Source organism: Ferribacterium limneticum (assembly GCF_020510625.1).
GTDB classification, from domain to species: Bacteria; Pseudomonadota; Gammaproteobacteria; order Burkholderiales; family Rhodocyclaceae; genus Azonexus; species Azonexus limneticus_A.
Genome location: NZ_CP075191.1, coordinates 3,617,151 through 3,630,663, shown reverse-complemented (window position 1 = coordinate 3,630,663; position 13,513 = coordinate 3,617,151). Strand labels below are relative to the sequence as shown.

The window sequence follows — 13,513 nt, the reverse complement described above, 5'->3', positions numbered from 1 at the left end:
TGGCGGCTTTTTGCTGCGAGTTGGCGAATCAGCCCAGACGCTGACGGGCGCGGGCGATGGCGGCTTTGACCTGTTCGGGGGCGGTGCCGCCAATGTGATTGCGGCTGGCCAGCGAGCCTTCTACGGTCAACACGGCAAAAACGTCGCTTTCGACTTGCGGGCAGAAGGCGCGGATTTCGTCCAGCGTCAGTTGCGGCAGGTCGACACCCTTGGCTTCGGCGGCCTTGACGGCGTGGCCGACGGCTTCGTGCGCGTCGCGGAAGGGCAGGCCCTTCTTGACCAGGTAGTCGGCGAGGTCGGTCGCGGTGGCGAAGCCCTGGGTCAGCGCGGCCTTCATCGCTTCCGGCTTGACGGTGATGCCGCCGGCCATGTCAGCAAAGATACGAAGGGTGTCGGTCACCGTGTCGACGGCGTCGAACAGCGGTTCTTTATCTTCCTGATTGTCCTTGTTGTAGGCCAGCGGCTGCGATTTCATCAGGGTGAGCAGGCTCATCAACTGGCCATAGACGCGGCCGGTCTTGCCACGCGCCAGTTCCGGGACGTCCGGATTCTTCTTCTGCGGCATGATCGACGAGCCGGTGCAGAAGCGGTCGGCGATCTGGATGAAACCGATGCGCGGACTCATCCACATGACCAGTTCTTCCGACAGGCGGCTGATGTGCATCATCAGCAGGGCGCAGGCCGAGGTGAATTCGATGGCGAAGTCGCGATCCGACACGGCATCGAGCGAGTTTTCACAAACGCCTTCGAAGCCGAGTTGTTCGGCGACGAATTCACGGTCGATCGGGTAGGTCGTGCCGGCCAGTGCGGCGGCGCCGAGCGGCAGGCGGGCAACGCGCTTGCGGCAGTCGACGAGACGCTCGGCATCGCGGCCGAACATTTCGAAATAGGCCAGCATGTGGTGGCCGAAGGTGACCGGCTGGGCGACCTGCAAATGCGTGAAGCCGGGCATCGGCGTCGCCGCTTCCTTCTCGGCCAGATCGACCAGCGCCGAACGGAAAGCCTTGATCAACACGAGGATGTCGTCGATCGAATCGCGCAGGTAGAGTCGGATGTCGGTGGCCACCTGGTCGTTGCGCGAGCGGCCGGTATGCAGGCGTTTGCCGGCATCGCCGACGAGGGCGGTCAGGCGCTTCTCGATGTTGAGGTGCACGTCTTCGAGGTCGAGCGACCACTCGAATTTACCCGACTCTATTTCCTCGGTAACGATGGCCATGCCGCGTTCGATATCGGCCAGGTCGGCGGCGGCGATGATGCCCTGTTTGGCCAGCATGCGGGCGTGGGCCAGCGAGCCGCGGATGTCCTGACGCCACATGCGCTGATCGAAATCGACCGAGGCGGTGTAGCGTTTGACGAGATCGGAGACCGGCTCGGAGAAGCGGCCGGCCCAAGTATATTGATTGGCGTTGGAAGTCATGACTCTGGTCTAGAATGGGGCAAATCGGCGACGAATTTGGAACAAACCCGCACAAAGATGACAAGTATACGGCACTTTCCAGCAACCTACCCCTTGCCCGACTGGCGCAATTTCGGGGTGATGTTGCGCGTGCTGCTCGGCATCAATGCGCTGGCCGCCCTGGCGGCGCTCGTGCAATCCGCCGATATCGCCGGCTGGATGGGGCAGTACATCGAATTGGCGGCGGTGGTCGAGCCGCTGCTTTTGCTCTGCCTCGGGGCCTTGTCATTATCCCGGGACATCCTTTGGCGGCTGCCCCTGCGCGTCGGTCAGGCCTGCGTGCTGGCCCTTGCCGGGGGCGTTTCGGCGGCGTTTTTCCTCTATGCGCGTTCGATGGGGCTGGTCGAGTCTGGTGGTGTGTTGCGGGCCATGCTGCTGGCGGTGGCCATGACTGCTTTGTTGCTGACCTATTTCGAGCTCCGTTCGCGTGCCTTCTCGCCGGCGCAGGCCGAGGCAAGGCTGGCGGCGCTCAATGCCCGCATTCGGCCGCACTTCCTTTTCAATTCACTGAATGCCGTGCTGTCCTTGATCCGGGCCCGGCCACAAGAGGCCGAGGCTGCGCTTGAGTCATTGTCCGATCTGTTCCGGGCCGCGATGCGCGATCCTTGCGAACTGGTCAGTCTGGCCGACGAAATCGCGCTGGCCAAGCAGTATCTGGAGTTGGAAAACCTCCGCTTGGGGGAGCGTCTTTCCGTCGACTGGCAAATCGGGGATGTCTCCCTGGCCCTGCCGATCCCTCCGCTGATGTTGCAGCCGCTGCTGGAAAATGCCGTCTATCACGGCATCGAGCCTGCTCAGGAGGGCGGTACCGTCCGCATTGGCATCGAGCAGAAGGGGGATGAGTTGCGTATCGCCATTGCCAATCCGACCGCCGGTCAGGCCCAGCATGCCGCTGGCAACCAGATGGCGGTGGCCAATATCCGCGAACGTCTGGCCTTGTATTACGATCTTGAAGCCCGGCTGGAAATCGAGGTCGGCGATAACTGTTATGAGGTTCGCATCATCCTGCCATGTCAACGTCACCCGTTGCCCCACTGAAACTCCTGATCGTCGATGACGAGCCGCTGGCGCGTGACCGCCTGCGTGCCTTGCTCTCCGATCTTGCCGTGCAACTGCCGAGCGAGGTGGTGGGCGAAGCAGCCAACGGCTTGCTGGCACTGGAAATTCTGCGCGAACAGACGGTCGACGTGGTGCTGGCCGACATCCGCATGCCGGGCATGGATGGCATCGAACTGGCGACCCATCTTGGTCGTTTTGAAAAGCCGCCGGCGGTGATTTTTACCACGGCCTACGACAACTACGCCGTCCAGGCTTTTGATCTCAACGCCGTCGATTACCTGTTGAAACCGGTCCGGGCCCAGCGTCTGCTTGCTGCCCTGCAAAAGGTGCCGGGGCCGCGCCCGGATGCCGCGCTGCTTGCCGGCATTGGCCAGGAGGTGCGCGGTGGCGGGCGCACCCATCTTTCCTGTCACGAACGTGGCCGGCTGTTGCTGGTGCCGATCGCCGAGGTGCTCTACTTCAAGGCCGATCTCAAATATGTTACCGCCCGTACTGTCGAACGTGAATACCTGCTTGATGAGGCATTGACCCACCTTGAAACCGAGTTTGCCGACCGCTTCCTGCGCCTGCATCGGGCCGTGCTGGTTGCCAAGACGGCACTGGCCGGCTTTGAAAAGACTGCCGTGGACGACGCCGAGGCCTACGGTTGGGCGCTGCTGCGCGGTGTTCCGGAAAAGCTGCCGGTCAGTCGTCGGCAATGGGCCCCGGCCAAGGCCTTGGTCAAGCACGCCTGAAATCCTGACGAGAAATATCGATGAGCCAAATCTGCCCCCATTGCAACTATGCCCGCCGGCCTGGCGACCAGAGCCCGGACTGGCAGTGCCCATCGTGCGAACGCGCCTACGCCAAGGCGGGCAATTCACTGCCACCGGATAGCCTGCGCCAGTACGCGATCACGATGGGCCCAGAGCGCCGTGGCGGTGCGGGCAAATGGCTGCTGGTGCTGCTGGCCTTTGGTGTGGCCTTCTGGTTTGGCCGGCCATTGTTGCAGCAACGAAGCGCACAAGCCGAGGCTGCGATGACAGCCAGTCAACCGGAAGTGCTGCTTTACGCCACGGACTGGTGCGGCTACTGCAAGATGAGCCGCGAGTTCTTTGCCGCCAATGGCATTCGCTATACCGAACACGACATCGAGAAAAGCTCGATAGCCCTCAGCGAGCACAAGAAACTGGGTGGCAACGGCGTGCCCCTGATCAAGGTTGGGGACGAGGTGATCAGTGGCTATAACGAGGCGGCGCTGCGTCAGTTATTGCGGCCGTGGATTCGGGATTAAGCCAGTAACTTGGGCGTGAAACCCGGCTAGGTCTGATCAAGCAGCAGCCGACCGGGCATGCTGGTCGGCCAGCGCATTGCCGCGGCAGGCCGAATGCCCCTTGATCCAGCAAATGCTGGCATTGGCCAGCAGCGCACCAAGATCCAGTGCAGGAAACGTGCCGGTCAGCTCAGGGTCCTGGGCCAGGCCTGCCGTCTTCGCCAGATTCAGTCTGGTGACGGCATCCTGATTGTCTGAAAATAAGGTCAGCGGCCGCTCCGGGAAGTGCAGGCCGGCTTGTTCCAGCGCAAAAACGGCAGCCTGCAGTTCGAGTTCGTTGCTGCCAATGACGGGCACGGTGCGGGTTGCCATCACTGGGTCGGCTCCGGCATGCGCAAACAGGACGGCAGCCAGCCCGCCGTGGCGTAACTGGCTAGCGTCGCAGAAGATCAGCGGCTGGCCGATGAAGCGCTCAGCCAGACGCGCAGGCAATGGCCCGGCAGAGAGATGAATGACACGTTCGATCTTCTTTTTTCTGCGCTTGGCCATGGCGGCAAGAATAATCCGAAATGCCCGCTGCAGAAAGGCGAAAGCCCCGTACTGGGGGAGGTACGGGGCTTTCTGGACGGCCAGGAGGTTTGGGGGAGGGGGTGGCCGTCAAGGCTGATGTCTGGTCAGCGCATGTGTCCAAGATAAGGCCTGACCTTCCCTGTTTCAAGTAACCGTTTGCAACAGTGCGTATCGCTATGTGTGTCAGGCTCGCTCAACCCCCGAGCGAACGTGTCACGACTTCCAGCACGTCACGCGACAAGCCGGCGTGGTCGCGAATGCTTTCCAGGGCGGCACGGGCGTGAGCTTGGCGGCTGGCATCGAACTTCTTCCAGCGATCGAAGCAACGGGCGAGGCGTGAGGCGACCTGTGGGTTGCGGTCGTGCAGTTCGATCACCCGCTCGGCGATGAAGGCGTAAGCGCTGCCATCGGCGGCATTGAAGCGCGCCAGATTGGCCCCGAAGGCGCGGATCAGTGAATAGACCTTGTTCGGATTGCCGATGTCGAAGGCCGGGTGGGCGGTGAGTGTTTTGACCGTGGCCAGTGTATCCGGGCGGCGGCTGGTCGATTGCACGGCCAGCCACTTGTCGACGACCAGCGCTTCGTGTTGCCAGCGGGCATAAAAATCGGCCAGCGCCGTGTCGCGCTCCGGGCAGGTATCGGCATTGACGTTGGCCAGCACCGACAGCGCGGCGAACTGGTCGGTCATGTTGTCGGCACCGCGGAATTGCTGCAAGGCCAGTTGCCGGACCGCCGGCGTATCGAGTTCGAGCAGGTAGCCGAGGCAGACATTGCGCAGCGCGCGACGGCCGGCCTGTTCGCTGCTCGGCGCGTAGGCGGTGTTGGGGGCGAGCCCGGCGTAAAGACCGGAGAATTCACCTTCGAGTTGCTCGGCCAGGTGCCGGCGCAGAGCGTTGCGGGCGGCGTGCAGGGCGTCGGGATTGACGACGTCCAGCGCTTCGGCCAGCGTCGATTCACCAGGCAGGGTCAGGGCTTCGGCGACAAAGGCGGCGCCGCGCTGGGCCTGTGTCTGTAGCAGGCGGCGGGCGGCGTCGACGAAGCTGCCTGGCCAGACCGGAGCCTGACCGGCGGCGATGGCGGCCGTGGCGTCGAGGATCAGGGTCGAAGCCAGGCGCTGCCCTGCTTCCCAGGCGTTGAACAGGTCGCTTTCGTGGGCCAGCAGCAGGGTCAGCTGTTCCGGTGTGTAGTCGAAATCGAGTGTGACCGGGGCCGAGAAGTCGCGCAGCAGCGAGGGCACGGGTTCTTCGCTTACCTCGTTGAAGACGAAGGATTGCGTCGTCGCCGTCATCTGCAGCAGGCGTTCGCTGCCCGGAAGCAGCGTGCCGTCTTCGGCGAACAGGGCGACGCGGATCGGGATCAGGTAGGGCTGCTCGTCGCTGGCGCGGGTGTTCGATTGCGTGCAGGTCAGTGTGTAGGTCTTGCTCTCGGCATCGAAATAGCCGTCCGCCGCGACGTGCGGCGTGCCGGACTGGTTGTACCAGCGCATGAATTGGGTGAAGTCGAAACCGGAGGCGGCGGCCATCGCGGCGACGAAATCCTCGCAGGTGACGGCCTGGCCGTCGTGGCGGCGGAAGTATTCGTCCATGCCCTTGCGGAAGCCGTCGCGGCCGATCAGGGTCTGGATCATGCGGATGACTTCGGCACCCTTTTCGTAGACCGTCGAGGTGTAGAAATTGTTGATCTCGACGAAGCTGGCCGGGCGGATTGGATGCGCCATCGGGCCGGCGTCTTCGGGGAACTGGGCGGCGCGCAGGCCGCGTACTTCGCGGATACGGGCGGTCTGCCGGTTGTGCAGGTCGGCGCCGAATTCCTGGTCGCGGAAAACGGTCAGGCCCTCCTTCAGCGAGAGCTGGAACCAGTCGCGGCAAGTGACGCGGTTGCCGGTCCAGTTGTGGAAATATTCGTGGGCGACGACGCGGTCGATGTTCTCGAAATCGACGTCGGTGGCGACGTCGCTGCGCGCCAGCACATACTTGGTGTTGAAGATGTTCAGGCCCTTGTTCTCCATGGCGCCCATGTTGAAGTCGCCGACGGCGACGATCATGTAATGGTCGAGATCGCATTCGAGACCGAAGCGTTCTTCGTCCCATTTCATGGATTTCTGCAGCGCGGCCATGGCGTGCGGGCACTGGTCGAGCTTGCCCGGCTCGACGTAGATGGCGAGTTGCACGCTGCGGCCGGAGGCCGTCTTGAACGTGTCCTTCAGTACATCGAGCTTGCCGGCGACAACGGCGAACAGATAGGCTGGCTTCTTGAACGGGTCGGCCCATTTGGCCCAGTGACGGCCATTGGCTTCCTGGCCAGCATCGACCGGGTTGCCGTTGGCGAGCAGCACCGGGTAGGTCGCTTGATCGGCATGCAGCGTGACGGTGTAGGTCGACATCACGTCCGGCCGGTCGAGGAACCAGGTGATGCGGCGGAAACCCTGCGCTTCGCATTGGGTGAAATAGCCGTCGGCCGAGCGGTACAGGCCGGACAGCCGGGTGTTCTTGTCCGGGTCGATGCGGACGACGGTCTGCAGCGTGAAGCTTTCCGGCAGATCGCTGATGGTCAGGGTGCTGGCGGTGGCCGCAAAGGGCACCTGGTGGCCGTCGACTGTGACACTCAGCGTTTCCAGTTCATCGCCATCGAGGATCAGCGGCTGGCTGGCGGCGGCCGGGTTGCGGCGCATGGCCAAGGTCGCGGTCACCGTCGTGCCGCCGGTTTCGATGTTGAAATCGAGATCGACGGTGTCGACCAGGTAGGCGGGGACGGTGTAGTCCTTGAGATAGACGGTCTGGGGGGTATCTGTTTTCATGGTGTGGGCGTCGCGTTGGGGTTAGCCCACGATGATACCGCTAACGCCGCCGCCAGACTTGCCAGCGCTCCCGTCCGGCGAAGACCGGGATCGAATCATCGACTGGCTTGTCTTCGATCAGCTCGAAATTTGGCTGCAGCAATTCGTCGAGTTGCTCGGGTAAAACGCCGAAGGGTGGGCCTTTCGGCTGATCGCAGACGAAAAAGAAGCCGGCCAGCCGGGCGCCGCTCGGCAGCAATTCGGCGACGTATTTCCCCCAGTCAGCCCATAGTTTGCGCGGCAGGGCGCAGAGGAAGGCGCGTTCGTAGATCAGGTCGAGCCGCTGCTGCGGTGCGAAAGTGAAGAAATCGGTGCAAACGAGGTTGACCGGAGAATTGCCCAGGACTTCACGGGCTTTCTCGATGGCAAGGGGAGAAAAATCCAGTGCCGTCACTGGCCAGCCAAGCTCGGCCAGATGAGCCGCCTCCCAGGCGCTGCCGCAGCCCGGAATCAGCGTGTTGAGCGGCATCGTTTGGGCGCCAACGAAATCAGCAAAAGCTGCCGGTACCTTGCCGGCATCCCAGGGCGTCGTTCCCTCGCCGAAGCGCTTGCACCAGAAGTCGGGGTGTTCCGGGCGCTGCTCGGGCGGCTTGATCGTTTCGTTCATGGTTTTTTCAAGGCACGGCTGGATTGCTCCACCGCGTCTTCCAGGTAGGTTTGGTAAAAATCGGGCAGCCGGGCGCCGACTATCGGTTCGGCCAGCCTGCGCCCGTCGGGGCCATAGAAAGCAACGACCGGCACCAGCTTGACCTTCTCGGCCAGCGCGACCTTGGCGTGGGTCGAGGGCGCGCCCTTGAAGTCGCTCAGCGCCTGCACCTCGCCATCCTGATTGATCTGGCGGATAAGCACGCGGTCGCGGTAGCGCGGGTTGGCGGCGAGCGGCGTGAGGTAGTCACGCTTGACGGCTTCGCAATATTTGCAGTCCTGGCGGCTATAGATGACGATCAGCGGGCCGCCGACCTTGGCTGCCTGCGCTGCTTCGGCGCGCAAATCGACGGCGGCCGGCAGGTCGGTTGCGCCCAAGGCGGGGGCGGCCAGCCATGCTAGAATCAGCCCTCCCAAAAGCCCTGTCCATTGCCTGATCATGTCCCGTCCTTCGAAGATTGTCATTGCCTCCCGCGAATCCCGTCTGGCCATGTGGCAGGCGGTGCATGTCAGAGAACGCTTATCGAGTTTAAATCCGGGGACTGAAGTTGTCATTCTCGGCATGACCACCAAGGGCGATCAGATCCTCGACCGCCCGCTGGCCGAAATCGGCGGCAAGGGCCTGTTCATCAAGGAACTCGAAGTCGCCATGCAGGAAGGCAAGGCCCACCTCGCCGTGCATTCGATGAAGGACGTGCCGATGGTGATGCCGGAAGGCTTCGTGCTGGCCGCCATCTCGGCCCGCGAAAATCCGCGCGATGCCTTCGTCTCGAACAAGTACAACGGGCTGGATGACCTGCCGGCCGGCGCCATCGTCGGTACCTCCAGCCTGCGCCGCGAATCCATCCTGCGCGCCAAATATCCGCAGCTAGTCATCAAGAGCCTGCGCGGCAATCTCGACACCCGCCTGAAGAAACTCGATGCCGGCGAATACGACGCGATCATCCTGGCTGCCGCCGGCCTGATCCGTCTCGGCATGGAAAATCGCATCAAATCGGTGTTGACCGCTGAACAGTCGCTGCCGGCCCCCGGCCAAGGCGCGCTGGGTATCGAGCTGATCGATGGCGCGGCCGACATGGCCGACGTCGTCGCACCTCTGAACGATCCGGAAACCGCCCATTGCGTCAAGGCCGAACGCGCCTTCTCGCGCGCCCTCGGTGGTAGCTGCCAGGTGCCGCTGGGCGGCTATGCGATCATCGAAAACGGCCAACTCTGGTTGCGCGGCTTCGTCGCGACGGCTGACGGCAAGGAAGTGGTCAGCGCCGAACTGCGCGGCAATCCGGCCGATGACGAAGCGCTCGGCCTGCAACTGGCCGCCGAACTGCGCGCCAAGGGTGCCGACGCCATCCTCGAGAAACTCGCGCACTGCAAATGACCGCCACCGGCCCGCTCGCCGGCCGAACCATCGTTGTGACCCGGCCGCAGGCGCAGGCAGCGCCGCTGGCCGAGGCGATTGCCGCAGCTGGCGGCAAACCGCTGATCTTTCCTTTGCTGGAAATCTCACCAGCGACTGATCCTCAGCCACTGATCGAGGCGGTGGCACGGCTGGCCGACTATGCGCTGGCTATCTTCATCAGCCCCAATGCCGTCGATTACGCCTTGCCGGCCATTCTGGCCCGTGGGCCGTGGCCTGAAACACTGATCCCTGCTGCCGTCGGCCAGGGCACCGTAAAAGTGCTGGCAACGCACGGCATCAACGGCTGTGTTGCGCCGACCGAGCGTTTCGACTCTGAAGCCTTGCTGGAATTGCCGGCACTGGCTGCCGAGCGCGTGAAGGGCCAACGTATTGCCATCTTCCGCGGCGATGGTGGCCGCGAACTGCTGGCTGACACGCTGCGCGAACGCGGGGCGACGGTTGATTGCGTCACCTGCTACCGCCGTTCCGGGCCGTCCGACGGCGTGGCGCCGCTGATGTCGGCGTGGCGGGCAGGGCAACTCGACGCGCTGAGCGTATCGAGCAGCGAAGGCCTGCGCTACCTGGTTGATCTGCTCGATGCCGATGGCCTGGCTTTTCTCAAGCAAACGCCGCTTTTCGTTCCCCATGCCCGGATTGCGGAGAACGCCCGGGCTTTGGGTTTAAGCAACATTCTCCTCACCGAAGCAGCCGACGCCGGCATCCTCGCCGGCTTAGTTGCATATAATTGGCCGGCATGATGCCTGAACACGACAATCCCTCCCCGACGACCATGACCGATCTCCCGGCGCCTCGTGCCAAGCGGCAAGGGCCGTGGCTGTTCGTGGCCATTGCTGCGCTGGCACTGGCCGGCTGGCAATGGTTCGAAACCCGGCAGAAGCTGGTCGATACCCAGCAGGAAGTCAGCCGCAGGCTGGCCGAATTCGACACGGCCAACAAGGAAGAGCACGGCGCCCAGAAGCAGACACGCGAGCAGATTGAGGCTTTGCAGGCCAAATTGGGTGCGGTCGAAGGGCGCTTCAGCGAATTTCAGGCGCAAACCGAAGCGCTCAAGGCCTTGAATCAGGATATCGCTCGCGGCCGCGAAGAGGCAACGCTGCTCGAGGTCGAGCAAGCGATCACGCTGGCTGGTCAGCAATTACAACTGGCCGGCAACGTGCCGGTTGCCGTGCTGGCCCTGCAGACTGCCGATTCCCGCCTGGCCCGCCTTGACCGGCCGCAATACCTGCCTTTGCGCAAAGCCGTGGCCAAGGATCTGCAAAAGCTCAACGCCCTGCCTTTTGTCGATATGCCGGGTATCAGCCTGCGCCTTGAGCAGGTCATTCTGGGCATCGACAAACTGCCGCTCGCTTCTTATGGTCGCCCGGTCGACAAAAGCGAAAGCCAGAAAGTCGCTGACGTAATGCCCTGGTGGCAACGCACCGGTGGCGACATCTGGCAGGAACTCAAGGGACTGGTCCGCATCCAGCGCTTTGATCGCGAGGAAACGGCGCTGCTGGCACCCGGCCAGGGCTATTTCCTGCGCGAAAATCTCAAGCTGCGCCTCTTGAATGCCCGTCTCGCGCTGTTCTCGCGCGATCAATGGACTTTCCGTAACGAATTGAAGGTCTCGCAGGACTGGCTGGCCCGCCATTTCGACGCCAACGACAAATCGGTGCTGGCGGCCCAATCGACGCTGCGCCAGATGACGGCGACCGAAATCAATGTCGAACTGCCTAATCTGAACGAGACACAGGCCGCCTTGCGCGCGCTGCGCCCGAGTAAGGAAAAGCGGTGAAGGGCCTGTTCTGGATTCTCGCCCTGTTCGGGCTGGCGGTTGCGGTTGCCCTTGGCGCGCGTCTGAACGATGGCTATGTGCTGCTGGTCTTCCCGCCGTGGCGGGCTGAAGTTTCGCTGAATCTGCTGATTCTCGTCCTGCTTGGCCTGTTTATGGCCTTCTACGCGGCCATGCGACTCTTGTCGGCTACTTTTGGGCTGTCAAAACGGGTTCGCGAATACCGCGCACGGCAGCAGCGCGACAAGGCAGGGCTGGTCTTTCAGGATGCCGTGCGTCTGCTTTTCGAAGGGCGTTTTGGTCAGGCCATGAAAAAAGCGGCTGAAGCCCATGCTGCCGGCACGGCACCGGGCTTGTCAGCGCTGATCGCGGCCCGCGCCGCCCAGCGCATGCGCGAACCGGCGAAGCAGCAATACTGGCTGGAGCATGCCAAGACCGACGATCCGCGCACCGAGGCGGCGACCTTGATGCTCGATGCCGAAATGGCCAATGAAGAGCGGCGTTTCGATGTGGCACTGGCTGCCCTGGAGAAACTGCAGGGCAAGCAGGGACGCCATATCGCCGCGCTGCGACTCGAACTGCGGGCCCGTCAGGGGGCTGGGGACTGGGATGGCGTGATCAAGCTGGTGCGCCAACTCGCCAAGCGCGATGCGCTGCCTGATGAGGTGGTTCGTGAAATCCTGACCCAGGCCCACCTGGCCTGCATTGCCAAGCGCAGGGTGGACGAGCGGCAGCTGATTGCCTATCTGCGCAGCCTGCCGAGTGGAGAGCGCAGTCAGCGCGTGGTTTTGGCCGCCGCTCGCGCTTTGGGTGCGATTGGCGCCGATAACGACGCGCAAAAGTTGATTGAATCAGCCCTCGATGCGGCCGGGAGCGATGCCTGGCAACCCGAGTTGCTGGCGATTTATGGTCGCCTGGCCGATGGTGAGCAGACTGCCCGCATTGCCAAGGCCGAAGCCTGGCTGCGGCAGCATCCGGATGACGCGCTGCTGCTCATGGCACTGGGCCGGATGTGCCAGCGTCAGCGCCTTTGGGGCAAGGCGCAGAGCTATCTAGAAGCCTCGCTGTCGGTCGCGCCCACCCAGGAAGCGCATCTTGAACTGGCGCGCCTGCTCGACCAGTTGGGCCGCGAACAGGATGCCAACAAACACTACCGGGCCAGTGCGTTACTTGACGCACACTAGCGCCTGAATATCGATCGGATTGGGGGAGAAAATAATGCTGAGTATCGATCTACGGAAAATCTATAATTTCTACCCTGTCGAGCCGGCTCCCGATCCTGCAGTCTTGCCGACCGGCGGCGATCTCTACTACGAATGCTTGGATTGTCAGGTCATCGTCAATTCCGTACCGCATATCAAGGCTGCCTGCGCTTGCGGCAACCTCGAAGGCGGTGGCGGCAAGATGAACGTGAAAAACCCGGCACGGGTCCGGGTTGTACGGGGCAAACTGAAGTAGTTAGTCGGTAGCCGTTAGTTGTTAGCGGATATTTGAGGGGGCGCCTTGGCGCCCAGCGTTTTTGCTAACAACTAGTAACTAGCGACTAGCAACTGCCTTCCAGCCAGTCCTGCGGCTTGAGGAAGACTTCGTACAGTTCGGTTTCCGGTGTGCCGGCTTCCGGCTGCCAGTCGTAGCGCCATTTGACGATCGGCGGCAGCGACATCAGGATCGATTCGGTGCGCCCGCCCGATTGAAGGCCGAACAGCGTGCCGCGATCCCAGACCAGATTGAACTCAACGTAACGCCCGCGGCGGTAAGCCTGGAAGTCGCGTTCGCGTTCGCCGTAGGGCGTGTCGCGGCGCTTGGCCAGTGCCGGCAGGTAAGCCTGGGTGAAGGCGTTGCCGACTGACTGGGTCAGGCTGAAACAACGTTCGAATCCACCTTCGTTCAGGTCGTCAAAAAACACGCCGCCAACACCGCGCGGTTCATTGCGATGTTTCAGGAAAAAGTACTCATCGCACCACTGTTTGTATTTTGGATAGACCTCAGCGCCGAAGGGCGTCAGTGCGTCCTGGCAGGTCTGGTGAAAATGGACCACATCCTCGCGCTGGCCGTAATAGGGCGTCATGTCCATGCCGCCACCAAACCACCAGACATCCTCCTCGCCTTCCTTGCTGGCAACGAAACAGCGGACGTTCATGTGCGCGGTCGGGCAGTAGGGGCTGCGGGGATGCAGCACCAGCGAAACACCCATCGCTTCCCAGGATCGCCCGGCCAGTTGCGGACGGACGGCAGTGGCCGAAGCCGGCAGCGACTTGCCGGTGACGTGCGAGAAATTGACGCCGCCGCGCTCGAAGAAATTGCCTTCCTCGATCAGGCGTGAGGCGCCGCCGCCGCCTTCCGGGCGAACCCAGCTGTCGGTGCGGAAGGGCTGGCCGTCGAAGGCCTCCAGTTCGCTGACAATGCGGCTTTGCAGGCCGGTGAAATAGTCCTTGAGGCGGGTGGTATCCATTGAATCTCCGGGTCATGAAAAACGGGCGGCAAATCAGCCGCCCGTCAGAGTGCAA

Annotated in this window: 14 protein-coding genes; 8 read left to right on the top strand and 6 right to left on the bottom strand. The window is 62.7% G+C overall.

Annotated features, from left to right (window positions below; genetic code table 11):
• Positions 1 to 28 precede the first annotated feature (28 nt).
• Positions 29 to 1,417 (bottom strand): argininosuccinate lyase, encoded by a 1,389-nt coding sequence (gene argH / locus KI617_RS17410; RefSeq protein ID WP_226448422.1) that lies wholly within the window; start codon positions 1,415 to 1,417, stop codon positions 29 to 31.
• Between the two features lie 93 nt (positions 1,418 to 1,510).
• On the opposite strand from argH, the gene KI617_RS17405 reads away from it, so the two are divergent.
• Genes KI617_RS17405 through KI617_RS17395 form a run of 3 tightly spaced genes read left to right on the top strand, consistent with a single transcriptional unit; the run spans position 1,511 to position 3,788 of the window.
• A complete protein-coding gene (locus KI617_RS17405) occupies positions 1,511 to 2,494 on the top strand; it encodes a sensor histidine kinase (RefSeq protein ID WP_226452038.1) in 984 nt (327 codons plus the stop codon).
• On the top strand, positions 2,467 to 3,249 hold the full coding sequence (locus KI617_RS17400) for a LytR/AlgR family response regulator transcription factor (protein ID WP_226448418.1): 783 nt from the start codon (positions 2,467 to 2,469) through the stop codon (positions 3,247 to 3,249). The genes KI617_RS17405 and KI617_RS17400 overlap by 28 nt, the downstream gene beginning before the upstream one ends.
• A 20-nt stretch (positions 3,250 to 3,269) precedes the next feature.
• Entirely contained in the window at positions 3,270 to 3,788 is a 519-nt protein-coding gene (locus KI617_RS17395; protein WP_226448417.1) for a glutaredoxin family protein, read from the top strand.
• Positions 3,789 to 3,824: 36 nt separating this feature from the next.
• On the opposite strand, the gene KI617_RS17390 is transcribed toward KI617_RS17395, so the two are convergent.
• The 4 genes from KI617_RS17390 to KI617_RS17375 form a co-directional block, all read right to left on the bottom strand.
• Positions 3,825 to 4,316: an RNase H family protein gene (locus KI617_RS17390; RefSeq protein WP_226448416.1), complete on the bottom strand. Its 492-nt coding sequence runs from the start codon at positions 4,314 to 4,316 to the stop codon at positions 3,825 to 3,827.
• 214 nt (positions 4,317 to 4,530) lie between these two features.
• A complete protein-coding gene (gene pepN / locus KI617_RS17385; RefSeq protein ID WP_226448415.1) occupies positions 4,531 to 7,134 on the bottom strand; it encodes an aminopeptidase N in 2,604 nt (867 codons plus the stop codon).
• A 40-nt stretch (positions 7,135 to 7,174) separates the two neighbouring features.
• Positions 7,175 to 7,780 carry a methyltransferase domain-containing protein gene (locus KI617_RS17380; protein ID WP_226448414.1) on the bottom strand — a complete coding sequence of 202 codons (606 nt, stop codon included), beginning with the start codon at positions 7,778 to 7,780 and terminating at the stop codon, positions 7,175 to 7,177.
• Positions 7,777 to 8,259: a SoxW family protein gene (locus KI617_RS17375; protein ID WP_226448413.1), complete on the bottom strand. Its 483-nt coding sequence runs from the start codon at positions 8,257 to 8,259 to the stop codon at positions 7,777 to 7,779. Before KI617_RS17375 ends, KI617_RS17380 begins: the two co-directional genes overlap by 4 nt.
• Between KI617_RS17375 and hemC the strand changes: the two genes are divergently transcribed.
• From hemC to KI617_RS17350, 5 genes are read left to right on the top strand one after another with little or no spacing between them, the layout of a single operon-like run.
• Positions 8,258 to 9,193, top strand: a complete 936-nt coding sequence (gene hemC / locus KI617_RS17370) for a hydroxymethylbilane synthase (RefSeq protein ID WP_226448412.1) — start codon at positions 8,258 to 8,260, stop codon at positions 9,191 to 9,193. The genes KI617_RS17375 and hemC overlap by 2 nt on opposite strands.
• Positions 9,190 to 9,972, top strand: coding sequence for a uroporphyrinogen-III synthase (locus KI617_RS17365; RefSeq protein WP_226448411.1), 783 nt, complete (start codon positions 9,190 to 9,192; stop codon positions 9,970 to 9,972). Before hemC ends, KI617_RS17365 begins: the two co-directional genes overlap by 4 nt.
• Positions 9,969 to 11,009 carry a uroporphyrinogen-III C-methyltransferase gene (locus tag KI617_RS17360; protein ID WP_226448410.1) on the top strand — a complete coding sequence of 347 codons (1,041 nt, stop codon included), beginning with the start codon at positions 9,969 to 9,971 and terminating at the stop codon, positions 11,007 to 11,009. The genes KI617_RS17365 and KI617_RS17360 overlap by 4 nt, the downstream gene beginning before the upstream one ends.
• On the top strand, positions 11,006 to 12,190 hold the full coding sequence (locus KI617_RS17355) for a heme biosynthesis protein HemY (protein WP_226448409.1): 1,185 nt from the start codon (positions 11,006 to 11,008) through the stop codon (positions 12,188 to 12,190). The genes KI617_RS17360 and KI617_RS17355 overlap by 4 nt, the downstream gene beginning before the upstream one ends.
• A 34-nt stretch (positions 12,191 to 12,224) precedes the next feature.
• Positions 12,225 to 12,464 (top strand): hypothetical protein, encoded by a 240-nt coding sequence (locus KI617_RS17350; protein ID WP_226448407.1) that lies wholly within the window; start codon positions 12,225 to 12,227, stop codon positions 12,462 to 12,464.
• Between the two features lie 85 nt (positions 12,465 to 12,549).
• Here KI617_RS17350 and hemF read toward each other — a convergent pair whose 3' ends face one another.
• Positions 12,550 to 13,458, bottom strand: a complete 909-nt coding sequence (hemF, locus tag KI617_RS17345; RefSeq protein WP_226448405.1) for an oxygen-dependent coproporphyrinogen oxidase — start codon at positions 13,456 to 13,458, stop codon at positions 12,550 to 12,552.
• Positions 13,459 to 13,513: the final 55 nt, after the last annotated feature.

Bases quoted from the DNA above. Each gene is read 5' to 3' on its own strand.
- KI617_RS17360 (WP_226448410.1), top strand. From the start codon at position 9,969: ATGATGCCTGAACACGACAATCCCTCCCCGACGACCATGACCGATCTC.
- KI617_RS17395 (WP_226448417.1), top strand. From the start codon at position 3,270: ATGAGCCAAATCTGCCCCCATTGCAACTATGCCCGCCGGCCTGGCGAC.
- KI617_RS17390 (WP_226448416.1), bottom strand. From the start codon at position 4,316: ATGGCCAAGCGCAGAAAAAAGAAGATCGAACGTGTCATTCATCTCTCT.
- hemF (WP_226448405.1), bottom strand. From the start codon at position 13,458: ATGGATACCACCCGCCTCAAGGACTATTTCACCGGCCTGCAAAGCCGC.
- pepN (WP_226448415.1), bottom strand. From the start codon at position 7,134: ATGAAAACAGATACCCCCCAGACCGTCTATCTCAAGGACTACACCGTC.
- KI617_RS17375 (WP_226448413.1), bottom strand. From the start codon at position 8,259: ATGATCAGGCAATGGACAGGGCTTTTGGGAGGGCTGATTCTAGCATGG.
- KI617_RS17365 (WP_226448411.1), top strand. From the start codon at position 9,190: ATGACCGCCACCGGCCCGCTCGCCGGCCGAACCATCGTTGTGACCCGG.
- KI617_RS17400 (WP_226448418.1), top strand. From the start codon at position 2,467: ATGTCAACGTCACCCGTTGCCCCACTGAAACTCCTGATCGTCGATGAC.
- hemC (WP_226448412.1), top strand. From the start codon at position 8,258: ATGTCCCGTCCTTCGAAGATTGTCATTGCCTCCCGCGAATCCCGTCTG.
- KI617_RS17380 (WP_226448414.1), bottom strand. From the start codon at position 7,780: ATGAACGAAACGATCAAGCCGCCCGAGCAGCGCCCGGAACACCCCGAC.
- argH (WP_226448422.1), bottom strand. From the start codon at position 1,417: ATGACTTCCAACGCCAATCAATATACTTGGGCCGGCCGCTTCTCCGAG.
- KI617_RS17350 (WP_226448407.1), top strand. From the start codon at position 12,225: ATGCTGAGTATCGATCTACGGAAAATCTATAATTTCTACCCTGTCGAG.